23 protein-coding genes and 1 tRNA gene are annotated in these 22,155 nt (G+C 34.3%); 15 read left to right on the plus strand and 9 right to left on the minus strand.

Annotation, left to right across the window (positions count from 1 at the left end; genetic code table 11):
- Window positions 1-98: 98 nt before the first annotated feature.
- Window positions 99-2,126 carry an APC family permease gene (locus NTZ27_02540; GenBank protein ID MCX6173612.1) on the minus strand — a complete coding sequence of 676 codons (2,028 nt, stop codon included), beginning with the start codon at window positions 2,124-2,126 and terminating at the stop codon, window positions 99-101.
- 180 nt (window positions 2,127-2,306) lie between these two features.
- On the opposite strand from NTZ27_02540, the gene NTZ27_02545 reads away from it, so the two are divergent.
- From NTZ27_02545 to purD, 13 genes are all read left to right on the plus strand, one after another.
- Window positions 2,307-2,379: transfer RNA gene (locus NTZ27_02545), tRNA-Phe, on the plus strand.
- Window positions 2,380-2,477: 98 nt separating this feature from the next.
- Entirely contained in the window at window positions 2,478-3,371 is an 894-nt protein-coding gene (locus NTZ27_02550; protein ID MCX6173613.1) for a phosphoribosylaminoimidazolesuccinocarboxamide synthase, read from the plus strand.
- A gap of 2 nt (window positions 3,372-3,373) precedes the next feature.
- Window positions 3,374-3,679 carry a DUF971 domain-containing protein gene (locus NTZ27_02555; protein MCX6173614.1) on the plus strand — a complete coding sequence of 102 codons (306 nt, stop codon included), beginning with the start codon at window positions 3,374-3,376 and terminating at the stop codon, window positions 3,677-3,679.
- A 10-nt stretch (window positions 3,680-3,689) separates the two neighbouring features.
- Window positions 3,690-4,286 carry a CDP-diacylglycerol--glycerol-3-phosphate 3-phosphatidyltransferase gene (pgsA, locus tag NTZ27_02560; protein MCX6173615.1) on the plus strand — a complete coding sequence of 199 codons (597 nt, stop codon included), beginning with the start codon at window positions 3,690-3,692 and terminating at the stop codon, window positions 4,284-4,286.
- Window positions 4,276-4,740, plus strand: a complete 465-nt coding sequence (locus tag NTZ27_02565) for a phosphatidylglycerophosphatase A (GenBank protein ID MCX6173616.1) — start codon at window positions 4,276-4,278, stop codon at window positions 4,738-4,740. The genes pgsA and NTZ27_02565 overlap by 11 nt, the downstream gene beginning before the upstream one ends.
- Before the next feature lie 10 nt (window positions 4,741-4,750).
- Window positions 4,751-6,004, plus strand: a complete 1,254-nt coding sequence (locus NTZ27_02570; protein ID MCX6173617.1) for a competence/damage-inducible protein A — start codon at window positions 4,751-4,753, stop codon at window positions 6,002-6,004.
- Window positions 5,994-6,551, plus strand: coding sequence for an RNA 2',3'-cyclic phosphodiesterase (thpR, locus tag NTZ27_02575; protein ID MCX6173618.1), 558 nt, complete (start codon window positions 5,994-5,996; stop codon window positions 6,549-6,551). Before NTZ27_02570 ends, thpR begins: the two co-directional genes overlap by 11 nt.
- Window positions 6,552-6,560: 9 nt before the next feature.
- On the plus strand, window positions 6,561-7,619 hold the full coding sequence (recA, locus tag NTZ27_02580) for a recombinase RecA (protein ID MCX6173619.1): 1,059 nt from the start codon (window positions 6,561-6,563) through the stop codon (window positions 7,617-7,619).
- A 3-nt stretch (window positions 7,620-7,622) separates the two neighbouring features.
- The gene (locus NTZ27_02585; protein MCX6173620.1) at window positions 7,623-8,249 is read left to right on the plus strand and encodes a regulatory protein RecX; all 627 of its coding nucleotides are present in this window, start codon (window positions 7,623-7,625) and stop codon (window positions 8,247-8,249) included.
- Between the two features lie 76 nt (window positions 8,250-8,325).
- The gene (locus tag NTZ27_02590) at window positions 8,326-9,495 is read left to right on the plus strand and encodes an acyl-CoA dehydrogenase family protein (GenBank protein ID MCX6173621.1); all 1,170 of its coding nucleotides are present in this window, start codon (window positions 8,326-8,328) and stop codon (window positions 9,493-9,495) included.
- Between the two features lie 48 nt (window positions 9,496-9,543).
- Window positions 9,544-11,028 (plus strand): IMP dehydrogenase, encoded by a 1,485-nt coding sequence (gene guaB, locus NTZ27_02595; GenBank protein ID MCX6173622.1) that lies wholly within the window; start codon window positions 9,544-9,546, stop codon window positions 11,026-11,028.
- 22 nt (window positions 11,029-11,050) lie between these two features.
- Window positions 11,051-12,331, plus strand: coding sequence for a glycosyltransferase (locus tag NTZ27_02600; protein MCX6173623.1), 1,281 nt, complete (start codon window positions 11,051-11,053; stop codon window positions 12,329-12,331).
- Between the two features lie 2 nt (window positions 12,332-12,333).
- Window positions 12,334-13,617, plus strand: coding sequence for a phosphoribosylamine--glycine ligase (gene purD, locus NTZ27_02605; GenBank protein ID MCX6173624.1), 1,284 nt, complete (start codon window positions 12,334-12,336; stop codon window positions 13,615-13,617).
- A 1-nt stretch (window position 13,618) separates the two neighbouring features.
- On the opposite strand, the gene NTZ27_02610 is transcribed toward purD, so the two are convergent.
- Genes NTZ27_02610 through NTZ27_02645 form a run of 8 tightly spaced genes read right to left on the minus strand, consistent with a single transcriptional unit; the run spans window position 13,619 to window position 21,346 of the window.
- Window positions 13,619-13,969 carry a histidine triad nucleotide-binding protein gene (locus NTZ27_02610; GenBank protein MCX6173625.1) on the minus strand — a complete coding sequence of 117 codons (351 nt, stop codon included), beginning with the start codon at window positions 13,967-13,969 and terminating at the stop codon, window positions 13,619-13,621.
- A gap of 2 nt (window positions 13,970-13,971) precedes the next feature.
- Window positions 13,972-15,324, minus strand: a complete 1,353-nt coding sequence (locus tag NTZ27_02615) for a sigma-54 dependent transcriptional regulator (GenBank protein MCX6173626.1) — start codon at window positions 15,322-15,324, stop codon at window positions 13,972-13,974.
- Complete coding sequence (locus tag NTZ27_02620) at window positions 15,321-15,995, minus strand: hypothetical protein (protein MCX6173627.1); 675 nt, start codon at window positions 15,993-15,995, stop codon at window positions 15,321-15,323. Before NTZ27_02620 ends, NTZ27_02615 begins: the two co-directional genes overlap by 4 nt.
- 8 nt (window positions 15,996-16,003) lie before the next feature.
- Complete coding sequence (locus NTZ27_02625; GenBank protein MCX6173628.1) at window positions 16,004-17,659, minus strand: acyl-CoA carboxylase subunit beta; 1,656 nt, start codon at window positions 17,657-17,659, stop codon at window positions 16,004-16,006.
- Between the two features lie 12 nt (window positions 17,660-17,671).
- Window positions 17,672-18,841 carry an acyl-CoA dehydrogenase family protein gene (locus NTZ27_02630; GenBank protein MCX6173629.1) on the minus strand — a complete coding sequence of 390 codons (1,170 nt, stop codon included), beginning with the start codon at window positions 18,839-18,841 and terminating at the stop codon, window positions 17,672-17,674.
- Between the two features lie 6 nt (window positions 18,842-18,847).
- Window positions 18,848-19,807, minus strand: coding sequence for a methylmalonyl Co-A mutase-associated GTPase MeaB (meaB, locus tag NTZ27_02635; GenBank protein ID MCX6173630.1), 960 nt, complete (start codon window positions 19,805-19,807; stop codon window positions 18,848-18,850).
- 7 nt (window positions 19,808-19,814) lie between these two features.
- Entirely contained in the window at window positions 19,815-20,390 is a 576-nt protein-coding gene (gene nadD / locus NTZ27_02640) for a nicotinate-nucleotide adenylyltransferase (GenBank protein MCX6173631.1), read from the minus strand.
- Window positions 20,387-21,346, minus strand: coding sequence for a PrsW family intramembrane metalloprotease (locus NTZ27_02645; protein MCX6173632.1), 960 nt, complete (start codon window positions 21,344-21,346; stop codon window positions 20,387-20,389). Before NTZ27_02645 ends, nadD begins: the two co-directional genes overlap by 4 nt.
- A gap of 97 nt (window positions 21,347-21,443) precedes the next feature.
- Between NTZ27_02645 and NTZ27_02650 the strand changes: the two genes are divergently transcribed.
- Both NTZ27_02650 and rpmF read left to right on the plus strand, forming a co-directional pair.
- Complete coding sequence (locus tag NTZ27_02650; protein ID MCX6173633.1) at window positions 21,444-21,947, plus strand: DUF177 domain-containing protein; 504 nt, start codon at window positions 21,444-21,446, stop codon at window positions 21,945-21,947.
- A 16-nt stretch (window positions 21,948-21,963) separates the two neighbouring features.
- Window positions 21,964-22,143 carry a 50S ribosomal protein L32 gene (gene rpmF / locus NTZ27_02655; protein ID MCX6173634.1) on the plus strand — a complete coding sequence of 60 codons (180 nt, stop codon included), beginning with the start codon at window positions 21,964-21,966 and terminating at the stop codon, window positions 22,141-22,143.
- The last annotated feature ends 12 nt before the right edge of the window (window positions 22,144-22,155 follow it).

The following is a 22,155-nucleotide window of genomic DNA, read 5'->3' on the forward strand; positions in this document are numbered from 1 at the left end:
CAATTTAAGGAAAAGAGCGCTAATTGGCGCTCTTCTTTTTTCTTATAGTTCATATTGATAGAAAACGAATCAGAATTGAAGTTGGTTTATAAGTATTCCTAGAGTTCAAACTCTAATTCTTGTTTAACGTTGCCTGTCTTACTTACCGCTTTAACAGTTAGGCTTTTTGTTTGATCAGATTGTGCATAACCCCAGTATATAGCAAGTTGCTGAAATTGTATTTCTGGTGAATACTTTACTGAAACACCTAAATAAACTTCATCAACATTTAATTCTGCTGCAGTATAAGCAATAGCATATAGAGCGTTGTTTGTTGGAACAACTATCGGTTTTACAGTCTTACCTTCTTTTTCCGCAAGCGTAATCACCTTACTAAAAAGCTCATCTTCCGTTAACCCCATATATTTATCTTGAACCATGTTGATTATTTCAGGAATTACTTTTGCGTACATTACAATTATTTCAGTATCATCTTCTGCAGTTTTTTCCAAACATTTTTCTAAATGATATAATCTTGAAGGGGAACTTACTGCAACAAGTTTTCTTTTTCGATTCGGACTGCCCTCTAATAGTTTGGAAAAACTTGTTTGCGGAGTAATGATAAATTTTTCTAACGAATGATGTTCTGCCGAAAGCTTTTTATTTTTTCTTTCAGAGATTCCAAAAACGATATATAAAATTATTGTAAATGTTACACCTCCTACTGTAGCAAACGGTTTAGTAAATAAATTCACAACTCCTAATAGAAGTAATACTAAGAAGATGAGTCCAAGTCCCAAAGGAATTTCCTTTTTACCGATCTTAAAATTGGGTCCAACTTTCCATTCACGTTTAGTTTTGTCTTTGAATCTCAAAACGATCATTGAGAATGCTTTCATAATAAAACTCCACACAACACCAAACGCATAAGCTTCACCAATAAGAAAAACATCCCCACGGCTCATAACGATTATTAATACTTGAAAAAAGGCAAGAGTATTAATTATCCGGTAAGTCGTTCCATATTTTGGATGGGGTTTACGAAACCACTCATGAAGAACTCCATCTTCAGCAACACGGTTCAAAACACTGTTCGAACCAATAAGAGCTGTGTTTACTGCTCCGGCAAGCACCAAAAAACCCACAATTACTACAAACGCTTGAAGAATTAAAAGAAGCCATCTAGGACCAATCTGATGCATTGCTAATCCACTCAATGCATTATCATTGTAAATACCTTGAAGTTCGTTGTAAGGAACAATCATGGACGCAAATAGAGAGTTGACCCCTGTGAACAAAAGACTAAATAAAAATATAATTAAACCAGCTTTTAAAAAATTTGGAAGCTTAGGTGCTTCAATTTCTCTATAAACTTGTGCAAGTGTTTCCTCTCCGCTAACGGCAAGAATTGCATGCCCCATTCCAACGATTACTCCAATCCCTGCAATTGCCTTAAACCAATCAACGTGTTTTAAAACTCCTAATGCATCCTCAGAAAGTTGAATTGAAAATGGGGGAATATGTACACCATTAACAAAAATTGTAATCAAAGACCAGATTAATAAAACAACAGCTAACGTTGCAGTAATTTGAAAAATTCTGAGAGCTTTCTTGCTTGATTCTTCGATTCCAATAATATTTTTTCGCCAGAAATAAATCTCAATTAGAAGTGCAATTATTACAGCTATTGTCTGATCGGAAATTGATAGAGATAGGCCAATGTGAAAGTGAAACGAGCTAATCAATCCAGCTATGTATAATCCGGCAGATACTGCACTAATTGGTGCAGTAATCAAATAATCAAATATAAGAGCCGAAACTGAAAACTTGGCTAAAGTTTCTCCCAGGGCTTCATGAACAACTTTATAAACACCTCCGCGTACAAACATACTCGATGATTCAGTATAAACAGCTCTAATTGCATAAGCGAAGATCATAACGAAGAGAACAAACCAAGGAGCAGAAGGTCCAACAGCTTTAATTGCAATTCCAAGTGCATAGTAAGCACTTGAAGCGAGATCTGACAAAACAATTGCAGCGGCGCGCCAGTAAGAAATGAACGCAAGCATTACAGAAGAAAGAATTACAACTTGAATTTTTTTTGCACTTACTTTTGCTTGATTCCCACTACTGTCCGGATTATCCACAATATTTACTCCAAAAATTTCGCCGACAAAAATAGACTAATATCATTACCAAATCAATAAAACTATCGTTGATTTAACACAAAAACAATTTATTGCATTTATGAAAATAGTCCACTAAAAAATGTATTTTACTTTTGTCATTAACTCAAAAATATTTATTTTTACGCCTCAATTTAAGGCGGGCAGATAGCTCAGTCGGTAGAGCAAAGGACTGAAAATCCTTGTGTCGGCGGTTCGATTCCGTCTCTGCCCACAAAAAAAGGGATGATGATTCATCCCTTTTATGTTTATAACCGGTTGAATCCCGCACTCCCTCTCTTTATATTTCAATATCAAAATTCATGAAGAAAAATGCCTGCTAAAACAATCACCAATACAAATTTTAGTAACCTAAAATTATTCAAGCAAGGTAAAGTCCGCGATGTGTATGAAGTTGGAAACTATTATCTGATTGTTGCTACAGACCGTCTTTCTGCTTTTGATGTGATTATGAACGAGGGAATTCCTGATAAAGGGAAAATATTAAATCGTATTTCTAAGTTCTGGTTCAATTTCACAAAAGAAATTATTCCAAATCATCTAATATCAATGAATGTGGATGAATATCCGTCAGAATGTTTACCTTATAAAGCGATATTAAAAGATCGTTCCATGCTGGTTAAAAAAGCAGAATTAATTCCAATCGAGTGCATAGTTCGCGGGTATATAACAGGATCAGGTTTAGTGGATTATAAAAAAACCGGAATGATTTGCGGAATTAAATTACCTGAGGGATTGGTTGAGTCGGAAAAACTTCCTTCACCGATTTTCACTCCATCAACAAAAGCAGAAATTGGTTTACATGATGAAAATATAACAGAACAAGAAACCGAAAAAATTATTGGTAAAGATGCATTTCAATTTATTAAAAATGCTGCAATAGAAATTTATACCAAAGCTGCAGAATTTGCACTCACAAAAGGGATAATAATAGCTGATACAAAAATGGAATTTGGTTATTATGCTGGTAAAATTATTTTAATTGATGAATTACTAACACCGGATTCTTCAAGATTCTGGCCATTAAATGAATATGAAAAGGGAAGATCTCAAAATAGTTTTGACAAACAATATGTCAGGGATTACCTTCTATCAATCAAGTTTAATAAGAGACCGCCGGCGCCGCCTCTTCCTGGGGAAGTAATTCTGAACACAAGTAAAAAATATCAAGAAGCTTTGTTCAAGTTAACCGGAGAAACTTTATAATAATGATTCCGGTACAGATAAAGATTAAAGAGAAAAATTATTTATTCATAAAATGGAATGATGATACAGAAACCAGTATTAAACTCGCCAATCTAAGAAAGAATTGTCCGTGCGCAGTTTGTGTTTCTGAAAGAGATAATAACGGCAGTAAATACATTCCAATTTATTCTGATGAACAACTTTTCATTAAAGATATTCAGATGATTGGGAGCTATGCTATTGGAATTGTGTGGGCTGATAAACACAATACCGGTATTTATGATTTCACTTATTTGAAAAAGATTTCTGATTTAAACAAACAAAACTAATCGCTGAAAAATGGTTCTACCTAATCAATTAACTATATTAAGAATTATTCTTACACCGATATTTCTCATTCTCTTTCTAACAGGTGAACCATTACTGATCCAAATTGCATATTTAATTTTTATAATTGCTGCTATTACTGATTGGTATGATGGCTGGCTTGCCCGTAAATTTAATTATATAACTGAATGGGGTAAATTTATGGATCCGTTAGCAGATAAAATATTGACTTCTACTGCCTTCATTGCTTTTGTAATAATAGGAGTGCTTCAGCTCTGGATGGTTCTCTTAATAATAATCAGAGATCTAATAATTACTTTGTTGCGTGTTTATGCTGATTACAGGAAAGTATCATTCAGTACAAGTCGTACAGCACAGGTGAAAACTTTTATACAAATTATTTTCCTCTATTACATATTAACAATTTATACATTAAAAACATTTGAAATATTACACATTAATTACAATTACTTATTTGAAATTCTTTTGAATGCCCGAGCAATATATTTCGCAATGTTATTTATAACTTTATTCACAGTTATAACAGGCATTACTTACATATTCAGTAATCGTTTATTAATTAGGAAGATGATCAAAGGTGAAAATTAATTTTGTAGAAAAACTTCTCGGCTCAGGTTTCTATACCGGATATATAAAGACAGCTTCCGGTACATGGGGAAGTTTTGCCGGTTTAATCATTTACTTAATTCCCGGATTTGAAAATCCTTCTTTAATGATTTTCATGATCTCTCTTTTTATTTTGATCGGTGTACCGATTGCTACTAAATTTGAAACGATTTATGGAATAGATCCCAAAGAGTGCACAATTGATGAAATAGTTGGCATGTGGATTACCTTGTTATTTCTTCCTAAAAAAATTTGGTGGATAGTATTGGCATTCTTAATTTGGCGTGTGTTGGATATTATCAAACCTTATCCGGTTCGTAATTTAGAAAAAGTTAAAGGCGGTTGGGGAATAATGCTTGATGATATTATGGCGGGAATTTATTCATTCATTCTAATTCAACTAACGATTTATATTTTTAATTTAATCACAAAATAGACTGTAAAAAATGAAAGCTCACATTATAACTATTGGTGACGAAATACTTATTGGTCAAGTAACAAATTCAAATGCTGCCTATATAGGAGAAAAATTAACTCAAGCAAACGTACATATAAATGGTTCAAGTGTGGTTGGTGATAATGAAACAATTATTGTAAATGAATTTAAAAGAGTATTCGAAATAAATGATATAGTATTGGTTACGGGCGGATTAGGTCCTACTCACGATGATGTAACAAGGAAATGTGTTGTAGATTTTTTTAAGACAGAATTAATTGTTGATAACGAAGTTCTATCAGATATTAAAAAATTCTTTGAAGTAAGAGGACGTATACTCACTCCCACAAATGAAGATCAAGCGCTTATTCCTAAAATATCTAAAACGATTCGTAATCCTTTTGGAACTGCACCGGGATATTGGATTGAGAAGAAGAATAAAATATTTATTTGTATGCCCGGTGTTCCCTATGAAATGAAAAATATGATGGATAATATTGTAATACCCAGACTTGCTGAGAGAGTAGAAAAAGATAATTACATTTTAACAAAAAATTTGTTAACGACGGGAATCCCAGAATCCATGCTATATGATAGATTAGGAAATGTTGATGAACTCTTACAAGGAGCTAAGTTAGCATTTTTGCCTAATCAGTTTGGTGTAAGAATGAGATTAACAATCATCAGCAAGAATGAAGAAACTGCAGTCAATAAGTTAGATGAGATAGAACAAAAAATTCGTGCTGTAGTTGGAAGATATATTTACGGCACAGAAAACGATACATTAGAAAGTGTTGTATCAAAACTTTTTATTGATCGAGGATTGAAATTAGCTATTGCAGAATCATGTACCGGCGGTTTAATAATGAGCAGATTAACTAATATCAGCGGCAGTAGTAAATTTTTGGAAAGAGGAATTGTTGCTTACAGCAATGCAGCAAAAGTTGAACTTCTTCATGTTGATGAAGATACAATTCAGAAAAATGGTGCAGTTAGTTTAGAAGTTGCAAGACAATTGGCAGAAGGCGTTAAAGCCATTAGCGGGACAGATGTAGGTCTTTCTGTTACCGGAATTATGGGTCCAACTGGTGCATCAGCAGGTAAACCTATCGGTTTGGTCTTTATCGGATTATGTAATGAAAAAATTTGCACTGCAAAAGAATTCCATTTTGGGGATGACAGACTTCTCAATAAAGATAGAACATCACAAGCAGCATTAGAGATGTTGAGAAGAAATCTTCTCGGTATTTCTTATGATGATTAGAACTTTTATTGCTCTTGAAATTCCTGATGATGCTTTATCTCATATAAAAGAAATTATTAGAAGTAAGATTGGAGAATTACATAATGTTAAATGGGAGTCCCGGGAGAAACTTCATCTCACATTAAAATTTCTTGGAGATACTAAAAAAGAATTTATTGATACCTATATTTCTGGTATTGAAGGAATTATTAAAAAATATAATTCATTGGATTTAAGTTTTAATAGATTTGGTGTGTTTAGAAAAGGGAATGAACCTAAAATCTTTTGGGTAGGGATGAATGAAAATCGTAAACTCGGCGAAATTGTCTCAGAAATAGAAACAACATTTTCAGAGTACGGATTCAATAAAGAAAACAGAAAATTTCAACCGCATTTAACTTTATTAAGATTTAGGGGGTATGAAGATGCAGAAAAAATATTATCTTTGACTGAAGTAAATCTTCCCTTAATAAAATTTACTGCAGACAAAATTACATTTTATGAAAGTAAACTATTACCGAGCGCATCGGTTTATAGATCAATAAAAAGTTTTTATTTGAAAATCTAAGGAGGAAAAATGGCTGTAGATAAAGATGCCAGAATGAAAATTCTTGAGGAAACAATTGCTAATATTGATAAAACATACGGCAAAGGTACAATAATGAAATTGGGCGACGGTGTAATTAATCCAGTCGAATCAATTTCAACAGGTTCACTTTCATTAGATTTTGCTTTAGGAATTGGAGGAGTACCGCGTGGAAGAATTATTGAAATTTATGGCCCCGAATCATCCGGTAAAACTACTTTGTGTTTACATATAATTGCAGAAGCTCAAAAGACAGGCGGACTTGCAGCTTTCATAGATGCAGAACACGCAATGGATTTGAATTACGCAAAGCGATTAAACGTTGATACAAAAAATCTTCTCTTATCTCAACCAGATTTTGGTGAACAAGCTTTGGAAATCGTTGATACATTAGTTCGCAGCAATGCACTTGATGTTATTGTGATTGACTCAGTAGCAGCTCTTGTACCGCGTTCGGAAATTGAAGGAGATATGGGTGACCCTCAAATGGCAATGCAGGCACGATTGATGTCTCAAGCTTTACGTAAATTAACCGGTGCAATAAGCCGTTCCAAAACATGCGTGATCTTTACTAATCAATTGAGAATGAAGATCGGAATTATGTTTGGCAATCCGGAAACTACAACCGGCGGTAATGCATTAAAGTTTTATGCTTCCGTAAGATTGGATATTCGAAGAATAGCTGCCATAAAAGACGGGCAGAATGTAATAGGAAATAGAACAAAAGTAAAAATAGTTAAAAGCAAAGTTGCACCGCCTTTTAAGGAAGTTGAGTTTGATATTATCTACAATGAAGGAATAAGCAAAGCCGGAGAGATAATTGATCTGGCATCCGAGAAAAATCTTCTTAACAAAAGCGGTTCTTGGTTTACCTATAAAGAGAATCGTTATCAAGGAAGAGATCAACTAAAAGCAAAAATGTTGGAAGATCCTGAACTTTTTGCTTCTCTTGAAAAAGATGTTAAAACTGCTATTGGTATGATAAAAGATGAAAAAGCAAAGCCTGTAAAAGAAAAAGAAGAAACGGAAACTAAGTCAAAGAAAAAATAGCAGATGATAATCACTGCTCTACAGCAAAAGGGTAATAATGTTTTGGTTTGTTTTGATGATGGAGAGTTTATCACTCTTGATTACAGAACTGTTACCGATAATGCTCTGCGGAAGAGTGATAAATTAGATGAGAAAAAAATTGAGTTTCTGATTTCCGCAAGCGAATATCAGAAAGCAAAAGATTCTGCTTTTCGTTTTTTAGGTATGAGGCATCATTCAACATCCGAATTAAGAACTAAGCTTATAAAGAAAAAATATCCAAAGGATATCATTGATAAAATTCTGATTGATCTAACCGACAAAAAATTACTGGATGACGAACAATTTGCCGAAGCATTTCTTGAAGAAAGATCAGTCAAAAAGAAAATCGGCATTAATAAACTGAAAGCAGAACTATTCAAAAAGGGAATCAATAGAAATATTATTGAAAAAACTTTATTAAGAGTTGATCATGAATTAAGTTATAATCAAGCGCTTGAATTGGCAAAACGTAAAATTGATTCCATTAAAAGAAAAGAAACAGATAGAAGAAAAATTAAAGCTAAATTATATTCATCACTTAGTTCTCGCGGTTTTGAATCTGACTTAATAATGAAAGTTTTGAACGAAGTATTAGAAGATTTTGACTAAATACATTACACACTAAGAAGTAATTTTGTTCTCTTTAACAGTTTTCCATATTTTTGTGACCAACTTTTAGGTTACCATGAACAAGTTCAAGGGGGTAGATTATTTTAATGTAGATAGTCTTTTATCAGAAGACGAAGTAATGGTGCGCAATACTGTTAGAGAATACGTTGACGAACAAATAATTCCAATCATTGAAAAACATTACCGCGAAGAAAAATTTCCTTATCACCTAATAAAAGAACTTGGCAAACTTGGATTATTCGGCATTACCCTACCACAAAAGTATGGTTGTGCTGCAATGAACAATGTGGCTTACGGTTTAGTGATGCAAGAATTAGAAAGAGGTGATAGCGGTATTCGAAGTTTTGCATCAGTACAAACTTCATTAGTTATGTACCCCATCTACACGTTCGGAAATGAAGATCAAAAAAATTATTGGCTTCCGAAACTTGCAACCGGAGAAAAGATCGGATGTTTTGGATTAACAGAACCGGATTACGGTTCTAATCCTGCTGGAATGATAACAAGGGCCGAAAAAGTGGATGGCGGTTTTAAGTTGAACGGTGCTAAAATGTGGATCACTAATGGAACTATTGCTGATGTTGCGGTTGTGTGGGCAAAATTTGATGGAGAAGTAAGAGGATTTTTAGTCGAAAAAGGTATGAAAGGTTTTTCCGCACCGGAGATGAAAGGTAAACATTCACTTAAAGCATCTGTCACTTCAGAATTAATTTTTCAAGATGTTTTTGTACCGGAGAAAAATTTATTAACCGGAAGCAAAGGATTAAAATCACCGTTGATGTGCTTGAATCAAGCACGTTATGGAATTGCTTGGGGTGTTGTTGGATCTATGATGGCTTGTTACGACTCCGCCTTGAACTACTCAAAATCCCGTATCCAATTCAGCAAACCGATTGCAGCTTATCAATTGACACAAGAAAAGTTAGTTTATATGCTGACTGAAATAACAAAAGCACAATTACTCAATTTGCAACTCGGACGATTAAAAGATAAAAATGAAGTAAAGCATACACAAATTTCTATGGCTAAAAGAAATAATTGTGAGAAAGCTTTAGAGACAGCACGCATTGCCCGTGAAATTCTTGGTGCAAATGGAATACTTGATGAATATCCGGTTATGCGTCATTCGCAGAATTTAGAATCAGTAAAAACTTATGAAGGTACACACGAGATGCACACTTTGATAATTGGTGAGGATATAACCGGTTATGCTGCATTTGATTAAATTAGAGACCACCTTGTGTGGTCTTTTTTGTAATTAGAAGAGGAAAACATGAATAAGAACAAAGTTGATTTTGAAGGTTTAACATTTGATGATATACTTCTTGTACCCGCTCGATCGAATGTTCTTCCGCGCCAAACAGATATTTCTTCGTACTTAACAAGAGAGATAAAATTAAATATTCCTTTTCTTTCTGCAGCGATGGACACAGTAACAGAATCTCAAATGGCAATTGCAATGGCAGCTCAAGGCGGAATAGGAATTATTCATAAGAACATGTCAATTGAAAAACAAGCCGATGAAGTTGATAAAGTTAAAAGGTCAGAGAGCGGAATGATAGTAAACCCAATTACTTTAACTCCGGACCGCACGATTAGAGAAGCTGAACAGATCATGTCGAAATATCATATCTCAGGTATACCTGTTGTTGATGAAAAAGGAAAGTTGGTTGGTATTCTTACTAATCGAGATTTACGATTTGAAAGAGAATCAAACAAACTTGTTAGTCAATTAATGACAAAAGAAAATTTAATTACTGCACCGCTAGGAACAACGCTTCATGAAGCAGAAAAAATATTACATAAGTACCGCATAGAAAAACTTCCTGTTGTTGATAAAAAAGGAATAATTAAAGGATTGATCACTTACAAAGACATAATGAAGAAAAAAACATTTCCTAATGCGTGTAAAGATGATTTAGGGCGGCTTCGTGTAGGTGCCGGTGTTGGTGTAACAAGTGATACATTAAAAAGAGTAGAAGCGTTAGTCCATTCTAATGTAGATGTAGTAGTTTTAGATACCGCACACGGACATTCCGAAGGAGTATTAAAAGCAATTAAAGAAATAAGGAAAAAATATAAAAACTTACAGTTGGTTGCAGGAAATATTGTTACAAAAGAAGCCGCTCTTGAATTAGTTTCTTGTGGTGTTGATGCCGTCAAAGTAGGAATTGGTGCAGGTTCTATTTGTACTACACGTGTTATAGCTGGTGTTGGAGTTCCGCAGATCAGTGCAGTTATTGTAGTAGCTCAAGCATTAAAAGGGAAAAATATTCCTGTAATATCGGATGGTGGAATTAAACAAACAGGAGATGTAGCCAAAGCAATTGCAGCCGGTGCAGATACTGTTATGATGGGTGGAATGTTTGCCGGTGTAGAAGAAACACCTGGAGAAAAAGTTTTATTTGAAGGAAGAAGTTTTAAAGTTTATAGAGGAATGGGTTCATTAAGTGCAATGAAACAAGGAAGCAGTGACCGTTATTTTCAGGATGTTGAAGCAGATATTAATAAATTAGTGCCGGAAGGAATTGAAGGTCGAGTTCCTTATAAAGGTTCTCTTGCAGATACAATTTATCAATTCATCGGTGGATTGCGAGCGGCAATGGGTTATTGTGGTGCAAAAACAATTAATGATTTGAAATCTAAATCAAAGTTTGTAAAAATTTCTAATGCCGGATTACGCGAAAGTCATCCGCACGATGTTTTAATAACTGAAGAAGCACCGAATTATCAAATGACGAAGAAAAATCAGTACTAAATTCATAAATAAAATCTCGAATATGTTTAAAGTATTAGTTATTGCTTATTACTATCCTCCACTTGGATTAAGCGGCGTTCAACGAACGCTTAAATTCACTAAATATATGAGCAAGTTTAACTGGCAGCCCACTGTAATTACAACGGGTAATGTTGCATATTTTGCTCATGATTTTTATTTATTGAAAGAAGCTGAGAATGCCGGTGTAAATATTATCCGTACAGAAGCTTTTGATGTTAATACAATTATCGGGAAACAGTATCAAACTGTTACTATGCCTAAAGAATTTTTTAGAAAGATACTTTCAAGGATTAGTAAGGCAATATTTATTCCTGATAATAAAAAATCTTGGGCTAGAAAAGCATATAAAACTGCAAGAGAACTACTTCAAAAAGAAAAATATGATATCATTTATGTAACGATTCCTCCCTTTTCAAGTTTTGTTTATGCTGCTAAACTCAAAAAAGAATTTGGTATTCCTTTATTTGTAGATTATCGTGATTTATGGTTTGGCAATCATTTTGCGTTTTATCCAACGTTTTATCATCGCTATAAACATAAAAAGTTGGAATATAAATCGCTACGATTAGCTGATAAAGTTGTTGCAATTAATCGCAAAATAAAAGAGAAGCTTCTTTTGACTTACCCATTTCTCTCATTTAATGATGTAATGATTATACCACACGGTTTTGATCCTGCTGATTTTGAGTACAATGAAGATAATGCTGTGCAATCACAAAAGATGCGTTTGACTTATGCTGGAATATTTTATGAGAATATAACTCCGGAATATTTTCTAAAAGCTTTCAAGCAGTTATCTATTGAGAGACCGGATATTGCAGCAAATATAGAATTAGAATTTATTGGTCATCTTCGAAAAGAAAACAAAAAACTTATCACTGAACTCGGTATTAACGAATTTGTTAGAGACCATGGATATCTTGATCATAATGAAACTGTAAAGAGATTAAAAACCAGCGATGTTTTATGGATGATGATTGGAAACATTCGGAATGCTGACACAATTTCTACAAGTAAATTATATGAGTATATAGGAACTGGTAAACCAATTCTTGGATCTGTTGTCGAAGGAACTGCAAAATCTGCTCTTCAAGAATATGGTGCATCTTTTATTACAAAACCGGATGATATACAGGAAATCAAAGACACGATAATATTCATTCATGAATTGTATCTGAAGAAAAATTTACCTTCTCCAAATAGAGATTTTATACAGAAACACGATAGAATAAAATTAACGGAAGAACTTACGAAAGCGTTTCAGTTTTATTTAAAGGCATAAGCATGAGAATAGCAATAATCGGTTCCGGGGGAAGAGAACATGCTTTAGCTGTTAAAATAGTAGAATGTGAAAGCTGCAGTAAATTATTTATTATTCCAGGAAATCCAGGTACTAAACAAGTTGGGACAAATATCCCTATCGATCAGGATGATCATCAAAGTATAATCATTTTTTGCTTGGAGCAAAAGATAAATCTGGTTGTGGTCGGGCCTGAGAAACCTTTGATAGAAGGTTTGGCTGATAAACTTCTTAATAAGGGAATTAAAGTATTTGGTCCATCTATGAAAGCTTCTAGAATAGAAGGGGAGAAATCGTTTGCAAAAAACTTGATGAAGGAATATAATATTCCTACTGCAGCGTTTGAGGTATTCAATAAAGAAAATTATGACGATGCTATAAACTATTTACATAAAGTAAATTATCCAATAGTAATTAAAGCAGATGGTATTGCCGCCGGGAAAGGTGTTATAATCGCAGAATCTTTTGATGATGCTAAGGAAGCATTGAAAGAGTGTTTTGTAAATTTTTCCTTTGGTACCGCAGGTGATAAAATTGTAATAGAAGAATTTATGTTAGGTCAAGAAGCTTCCATTTTTGCCATTACAGATGGATTTGACTTTATTGTACTTCCTGCGGCACAAGATCATAAAAGAATTTGTGATGACGATAAAGGTAAGAATACCGGTGGAATGGGTGCGTATGCTCCAACTCCTTTTGTGAACGAAAAAAATATTGAAGTAATTGCAAAAAAAATTATTGAGCCAATATTAAAGGCGATGAATGAGAAGGGAAGTCCTTACGCTGGTTGTCTTTATTGCGGATTAATGATGACTAATCAAGGACCGAAAGTAGTTGAGTTTAACTGTCGCTTTGGAGATCCTGAGACACAAGTTATTTTGCCTTTGCTTGAAGGAAATTTTGTTGAGTTGCTTTATTCTGCTGCTTGTGGAAAAATTAACAAAGAAGCAGTGAGATATAATGATGGTGCTTCGGTTTGTGTTGTTGTTGCTTCCAAAGGTTACCCGGATAAATTTGAAAACGGTTTTGAGATTCACGGATTAGATCAGACCCCACAAAAAATAAAAGTTTATCATGCTGGGACAAAAGATGTAAGTGGCAAGATATTAACCAACGGTGGAAGAGTTCTAAATATTACTTCGTTCACAGAGAAGAACGACTTAAACGAAGCTAAAAGAATAGCTTATGAAGCTCTTTCAAAAATTAGTTTTGATGGAATGCACTATAGGAAAGATATTTCTGATAAAGCATTTCTTTCTAAGAACTAAATCAACCCGGCGGCCAATTCATCTTACGTCCGCCAAGAAGATGCATGTGTAGATGATATACTTCCTGTCCGGCATCTGCTCCGCAATTTAAGACTAATCTGAACCCGGTCTCATTCACTCCAAAATCTTTTGCAATCTTGTTGGCAGCTTCAAACATAGCGGCAAGTAGATCCAAATGTTTGCTCGAATCAATATCTTTTGTTGTTTCAATTTCAGTGATTTTTGGAATGATAAGAACATGTACCGGAGCTTGAGGTTTGATATCTTTGAACGCGAGAACTTTATCATTCTCAAAAACAATTTCAGCGGGTATTTCTTTCCGAATAATCTTGGAAAAAATAGTTTCTCCCATGGCTATTCCTTTTCAATTTCATATTTCTTTAGTTTGTTATAAAGGTGGCTACGTTGAATCCCAAGTATATCTGCAGTCTTGCTGATATTCCAGCTATTCGCATTTAACTGTTTAATTATAAAAGCCTTTTCAGATTTCTCCTTAAATTCTTGAAAACTATTTGAAATATTTAATAAATCATCAACATTCGAACCTTGATTTGGTGCAAACATGGAAATATCTTTTTCATTGATATCGGTTTTGGGAATCATAATTACTATACGTTCTACAACATTTTTTAGTTCACGGATATTTCCTTTCCAAGTAAGGGACTGAAGAACTTTTATTGCTGCGTCTGAATATTTCTTTTGTGCAAATTTATTCTTATCGCAAATAATTTTTGAGAAGTGCTCTATAAGTAGAAGGATATCATCTTTACGTTCACGAAGCGGGGGAATATGAATGGGGATAACATTTAATCGGTGAAAAAGATCCTCGCGGAAGTTGCCTTTCTTTATTTCTTCTTGTAAATCTTTATTTGTCGCAGATATAATTCTAACATTGACATCAATCTTAGCATTTCCCCCAACACGCTCAATTTTTCCTTCTTCAATTGCACGTAAGACTTTAGCTTGTGCTTGAAGACTCATATCACCGATTTCATCAAGAAATAAATTCCCTCCGTCAGCCTGCTCAAATTTACCGATGTGTTGTTTTACAGCACCGGTAAATGAACCTTTCTCATGACCAAATAATTCGGATTCTATAAGTTCATGATGAATTGCAGCACAATTAACTTCAATAAACTCCTTGTTAGATCGAGGGCTTTGTCTGTGTAGTTCTTGTGCAACTAATTCTTTACCTGTTCCATTCTCTCCGGTAATTAGAATTCGTGCATCAGTTTTAGCAACACGCTTTATTGTTTCGTAAATAGTTTTAATTGCTGTACTATTCCCAATTATTTTTTCTGAAGAGAAGAGTTCTTTCTTAAGCTTTTTATTTTCTTTAACAAGACTTGATTGTTCAACAGCATTTCGTACACTAATCAAAAGTTTATCACGATCAACCGGTTTTTCAAGAAAATCAAATGCACCAAGTTTTGTTGATTTTACAGCATTCTCAACACTTGCATGTGCTGAAATCATTATTACTTTCATATCAATTTCTTTTTCAAGAAGCCAATTCAATACTTCAAAACCATTCTTACCCGGCATTTGAATATCAAGTAACAGTGCATCATAATTTCCGTATTCGATTTTCTGTAATCCTTTGTATGAATCGGTTGTATAGTCAACAAGATAATCTTCATATTCAAGGATCATCTTGATGCTTTCGCAAATTTCTCTTTCATCGTCAATTACTAAGATTGATCTCATGGATAAATTCTTAATATAAGTAGTTGATAAATTTTTAACGCCTCAGACGGCTTTGCATTTTTATTCTTATGAACCATTTCAGCAAAGATCTCGCCAAGATGATTTGCAATCAAATCTCTTCTGTCAAATCCACCTTGAAGAAAAAATCCCTGCTCGAAATACTCAACAAAGATACCGAGAATTTCAGACAAATTAAAAAAGCTTATGTTATAATGAAGAAAAGCATTCGCAAAAAAGTGCGCAAGTTTATCCTTATCACCAAAGTCGTTAGATGGGGAATCGCTAAACAATCTTTTGGGAGTATTTTTTAATTTCTCATCAAATTTTTTTTGGGGAGGTGATGGAAGCGGGACTGTAACATGCGAACCAATGACGGGAAGTTTCATTAAAATTTTATTGTATGGTATTAATGTGAAAGTTAAACAAAAAAAGGTTTCGGAATAATCTCCTTCAAAGAAAGTCAGTGCTTTTTCATAAATGTGATCCACAGTTTCCAAATCATTGTGAGTGTGTAAGAACAATTTGTACTCATCTGATGTCATATAATTCGTTAAATAAAACAAACCACCGTAAAAAGATTTATCGTATTTCTGTTGAGCTGTTAGAGAAGAAGAGATCAAGAATGTAAACGTGATCAAGAGAAAGAATTTATTTCGTGCACATTTGTTCAATATAATTTCTATGTTTGAATTACACCGGGATTGAAACGAGGAATATTAGAATTATTGTTTGCACATTCGATTGAATAAGAAATATATTCTCTGCTTAATGTAGGATCAATAATTTCATCAACCCACAAACGAGCCGCTGCGTGAAGCGGATTACTTGTTTCTTCGTATGATTGAATTATTTCATTAAGTAATTTTTCTTTTTGTTCTTTTGTGAATTCCTTACCGGATTTTTCCATTTGCTTTAGTCTAATATCAAGAAGAACAGAACTTGCTTGTGCACCACCCATCACAGAAATTTTTGCGTTTGGATATGCAAAAATAAATCGCGGATCATAAGCTTTACCGCACATTGCATAATTGCCAGCACCATAACTATTGCCTACTATAATTGTAATTTTCGGTACAACAGAATTTGCAACCGCATTCACCATCTTTGCGCCGTCTTTTATAATTCCGCCGTGTTCAGCTTTGCTTCCAACCATAAATCCGGTTACATCTTGTAAAAAAACTAAAGGAATTTTTTTCTGATTACAATTCATTATGAACCGTGTTGCTTTGTCGGCACTATCAGAATAGATTACTCCACCGATCTGCATTTCTCCTTTTTCAGTTTTAACTACACTTCGCTGATTAGCAACAATACCAACTGCCCAGCCGTCAATTCTTGCGTAAGCAGTTATCAAACTTTTTCCGTATCCGGATTTGTATTCATCAACTTCTGAGTTATCAACAATTCTTGCAAGTAATTCGTATGTGTCGTAAGGTTTAGCACCATCTTCAGGAATCAATCCATAAATTTCTTTTGCATCATATTTTGGTTGAATTGATTCTACACGATTGAAACCGGCTTGAGCTGATTCACCGAACTTACCTACTAAACTTCTAATTTGAAGAAGACATTCATCATCGTTCTTCATTATGTAATCAGTAACACCGGAAATATTTGATTGAACGCGAGCACCGCCAAGATTTTCATTTGCAACTTCTTCACCGATTGCCGCTTTAACTAAATGAGCACCCGCAAGAAAAACTGATCCTTCACCTTCAACTATTAATGCTTCATCGCTCATGATAGGAAGGTAAGCACCACCGGCTACACACGGACCCATAATTGCTGATGTCTGGGGAATTCCCAACGAAGACATAATTGCATTGTTACGAAAGATTCTTCCGAAGTGTTCTTTATCGGGGAAAATATCTTCTTGAAGGGGGAGGAAGACACCGGCACTATCAACTAAATAAATAATTGGTAAACGATTTTCTATAGAGATTTCTTGTGCACGTAAGTTTTTCTTTGCAGTGATAGGAAACCATGCACCCGCTTTAACCGTTGCATCGTTTGCAACGATTACAAAATTCTTACCGTTAATTTTTCCAATTCCGAAAATTGTTCCGCTGCTCGGCGCTCCTCCATATTCCTTATACATATCATAAGCGGCAAAAGTATTTAATTCAAAAAAAGTCGATCCTTTATCAATCAATTTTTCAATTCGTTCGCGTGCTGTAAGTTTTCCTTTTTCGTGTTGTTTATCTATTGCACTTTTTCCGCCGCCGAGTTTAATCGTTTCGCGCACAGCAATAATTTTTCTTATAAGATTTTTATGGAAATCTTCTCTGCGAAGAAAAGTTTCATTCTTATTTATATGAGAGCCGATTAGTGTCATATCAAATTGAGTTTAGTCTGTTAATAATGATCTTGCTATAACCATGCGTTGAACTTCTGAAGTTCCTTCACCAATAGTTAAAAGTTTTACATCGCGGTAGAATTTTTCTACAGGATAATCTTTAGTAAATCCATAACCGCCAAAGATCTGTACGGCTTCATTAGCGGCGCGTGTTGCAACTTCACTTGCAAAAAGTTTTGCTTTGGATGCAATTTCAAGTATATCTTTTCTCTCATCTTTCATTCTAGCTGCTTTGAACGTCATTAATCGTGCGGCTTCAATTTCTGTTGCTATATCTGCAAGCTTAAATTGTATCGCTTGAAATTCAGAAAGACTTTTTCCAAACTGTTTGCGTTCTTTAGAATAGGCAAGTGCTGCTTCAAGACAACCCTGGGCAAGTCCCACGCTCAATGCAGCGATCGAAATTCTACCGCCTTCTAGAATCTTCATTGCTTGGGTAAATCCTTCTCCTTCATTGCCAATCAAATTTTCTACGCTCACACGGCAATTCTCAAAAATTAATTGTGTCGTTTCACTTGCACGCATTCCAAGTTTATTTTCTTTTTTCCCCGTATGAAATCCTGCGGTCCCTTTTTCAATTATGAAAGCTGAAATTCCTTTTTTCTTTTTTTCTTTATCAGTAACTGCCATAACAACTGTAGTCTCTCCGGATTTGCCGTGAGTTATAAATGCTTTAGTTCCGTTTAGTACAAAATATTTTCCGTCTTTTACAGCCGTTGTTTGCATAGCACCGGCATCACTGCCTGAAGCAGGTTCAGTTAAACCCCATGCACCAATTTTTCTTCCGCTGGCTAGATCAGGTAAATATTTATTCTTTAGTTCGTCATTTGCAAATACATTAATGTGATTTGTACATAAACCGTTATGTGCCGCAACTGACAGCGATAACGATGGATCAATCCGTGCAAGCTCTTCTACAACCAAGGCATATTCTACATAACCAAGTCCGGCACCTCCAAATTTTTCCGGAACCAATATCCCCAAAAAACCAAGTTCACCAAGCTGGTGCATCAAGTCTAATGGGAATTCTTGACTCTCATCAAATTCCATTACGCGCGGTTTGATTTTTTCCTCTGCAAAATTTCTGATCGTTTCCTTTATTGCAAGCTGGTTCTCATCGAACTCAAGTGTAAAATTGTTTTCGGTTTTTGTCTCTACCATAACGACCTACTGTTTAAGTGAAGTTTTAAAATCATTAAATAATGTTTCGGCAATTTGATAAGGAGAAGTTTCACCTTCAACAACTTTTGAAAGAGAAGCTTGGAGACTTTCAGCACGTCTCTCTTTCCAAAATTCATCTTTCAACAAATGTTCAACAATCTCTTTGATACGTACTTTATAATTTTTTTCACGATTTTGTTTAAGTAATCCATTTTGTTCCAAGAATTGATGATGTCTTGAAATCTCATCTGCAATTTCTTTAGTACCCGAGTTCTCAGAAGCAACTGCTTTAATAATGTTGGGCAGCCAACTTTTTTCATTATGATCGCGCATCATTAAAATAGTTTTGAGTGCTGTCATAGCTGTATCGGAACCTGGACGATCACTTTTATTAAGTACAAAGAAATCAGCAATTTCCATTAAGCCGGCTTTCATTGCTTGTATTGAATCACCGGATTCCGGAACAAGAACAACGATTGTAGTATCGGCAGCTTTTGCAACGTCAAGTTCGGATTGCCCCACACCGACTGTTTCAAAAATAATTATATCGTATCCTGCGGCATCAAGTACATCTGCTGCATCAATTGTTTTTTTGCTAAGTCCTCCAAGACTACCACGAGTAGCCATACTTCTAATAAATACATTATCATCGCAACCAACTTCACTCATGCGGACGCGATCGCCGAGCAAAGCACCGCCTGTAAAAGGACTTGTTGGATCAACAGCAATGATTCCAACTTTTTTATTTTGCTTTCTGTAAAATTTAGTTAGTTGATTTGTTAAAGTTGATTTGCCTGCACCTGGAGGACCGGTTACACCAATTCGATAAGCATTACCAATATTTTTATGAAGATCCTTTAACAATTCGGTTGAATTTGAATTACCCGATTCAATAATAGTTATAGCTCTCGATATGGCACGTTTGTCGTTGTTAAATATTCTTTCAATAAAATTTTCTGATCTCATAAGATGTTTATTTATATAAACCGTGTTTAGAAATATATTCTTTTACTTTTGATGGGACAAGATAATCAATCGTTTCATTATTTTTAACTCGCACTCGAATTTCAGTAGAAGAAATATCAATCAAAGTGGTTTCCAAAAGTATTGCGGAGCCGAAATATTTATTATGCTTAACCGGTATGTTATCAATCTCACGTTTCATCACTACAACTGTAGCAAGTTGAAGAATATCATCCGGGCGGAACCATTTATTAAATACAATCAAATTATCAAAACCAATGATGAGCTCTAGTCTATCGTAAGTCTTTTTTAATTCAACTAAAGTATTATAAGTATAAGACACATCTCCTTTGCGGATTTCAAAATCAGAAGATTCGAAGTATGGATATTTTTCGATTGCTAAGTTTACCATATTCAAACGATGAATATCGTCTGTTGGTTTCTGATCTGTCTTGTGAGGGGATATATGACAAGGAACGAAAATAATTTTTTCGAGATTTCTTTTTTCCAGAACATCATATGAAGTGATTAGATGTCCCAAATGGATTGGATCGAATGATCCGCCTAATATTCCAACAGGTTTCATTTATACCGAGATAAATTATTTGATAAAAGTGACCGAATCGCTTCACGATTCTTTTCAATCTCTGAAGAATAATACAATTTGTTCAAATCTTTTGCTTTCTTGAATAAATCTCTATTGAATGCAAGACGTATCGCAAATCTTGAATATAATTTTCTAATTCGTTCGTCTATCCAACCTTTCCTAAATCTTAAATGACTACTCAATATTTTTATATGTTCTTTAGGAATCAAACCTAACATATTTTCTTCCAATAGTTCACGTTCGATAATTTTCTTTTCATTATTAATGGATAATCTAAAGATAAATATGAAAAAGAGTATTAAAAAAATCATGAATAAAAAACCGAAGAAGAAAGTACCGGAAAGACTAACTGTAGTATTCCAAATAAAATGAATAAAGATTGCAATAAATAATCCGGCTAAGGGCAAAGTGTTCTTCCCGAAATTTGATGAAAACTTTGCAAGTGCAAGAAAAGCTCCTAATGTTCCTGTAGAGATACAATGCATAAGAGCCGAAAATAATGATCGAATAACAACAAGATAGAGCCAGTTTTCTGGTGTATTACCATAAGTTAAAAAGTAAAGAAAATTTTCCGTCATGCCAAAACCAAGACCAATAGCACCTCCGTACAGTAAACCATCGGTAACATTGTCGAATTTTTTTGAATTAACTGAGTAGAGTAAGAATGCGCCTTTGGCAATTTCTTCACTCAGTGGTGCGAAAATTATTGATTGAATTAATTTAGAAATATTTGAAGTTGAGCCGATTATTCCTGTTAAAGCTCCAAGTAGTAAACTTCCGCAAATTCCCAATATAACTGCACCGAAGGCACCCCATAGAAAATGAACCAGTAAAAAAAGCAATGGTTCTCTATCATACTTGTCCATCCTCCAAAGTACGATAAGATAGAACAGCATTGGTAAGATTGCAGCAATAAATGATGAGATAAGCGGCATTTGATTACACTCTACATTTATATAACAAAAAAAAGGAATTCTTGATTATAAAGGATCGGCTGTATATATTTTGACCCAATTTTTCCATGTTCTTCAAATGATAATAAAATATACTAATTTTTCTGACGGAATTCACAGTTTCCATCTTTCAGAATCCGTTAAAAATTTGGGTTTGGAAGAATTGTTCTTTGGAAATGCTGATGTTGAATGTAAAATGGATAAATCACCGCATCAAATTGTACTTAATTGTGATTTAACTATTCATTCAAAGATGATTTGTGATAGATGTGCGAAAGATTTAGAAACTAAACTCACTAATCATTTCCAAATTAGTTACCTTTTCAGTCGTGATTTACAAGAAACTGATGAATACAACGTAAAATATCTTTCACCGGAAGACGATAAGATTAATATCCGGAACGATGTTTATGAATATGCTGAACTTGCTTTACCAATGAAACGTTTATGCAAAGATGATTGTAAAGGATTATGTCCACATTGCGGTAAAAATTTAAATGAAGAAAAATGTAATTGTAAAATTGAAATAACCCATGATATATGGGAACCATTAAAACAACTTAAAGGTAAATTTAACAACTAAATAAACAGGTTATACGATGCCAAATCCGAAACGTAAGATGTCTAAGAGCAGAAGAGATAAACGCAGAACGCATTACAAAGCTACTGTTCCTTCCTTAAGCCGCTGCTCAAATTGTGGTGAAATTAAATTGAACCATAGAGCATGCCCAAACTGCGGTTATTATGCCGGCAGATCTATGTTCGTTCCAGAATCGTAACAATCAATCTCT

Source organism: Ignavibacteriales bacterium (assembly GCA_026390775.1).
In the GTDB taxonomy this organism is placed as follows: Bacteria; Bacteroidota; Ignavibacteria; order Ignavibacteriales; family Melioribacteraceae; genus Fen-1258.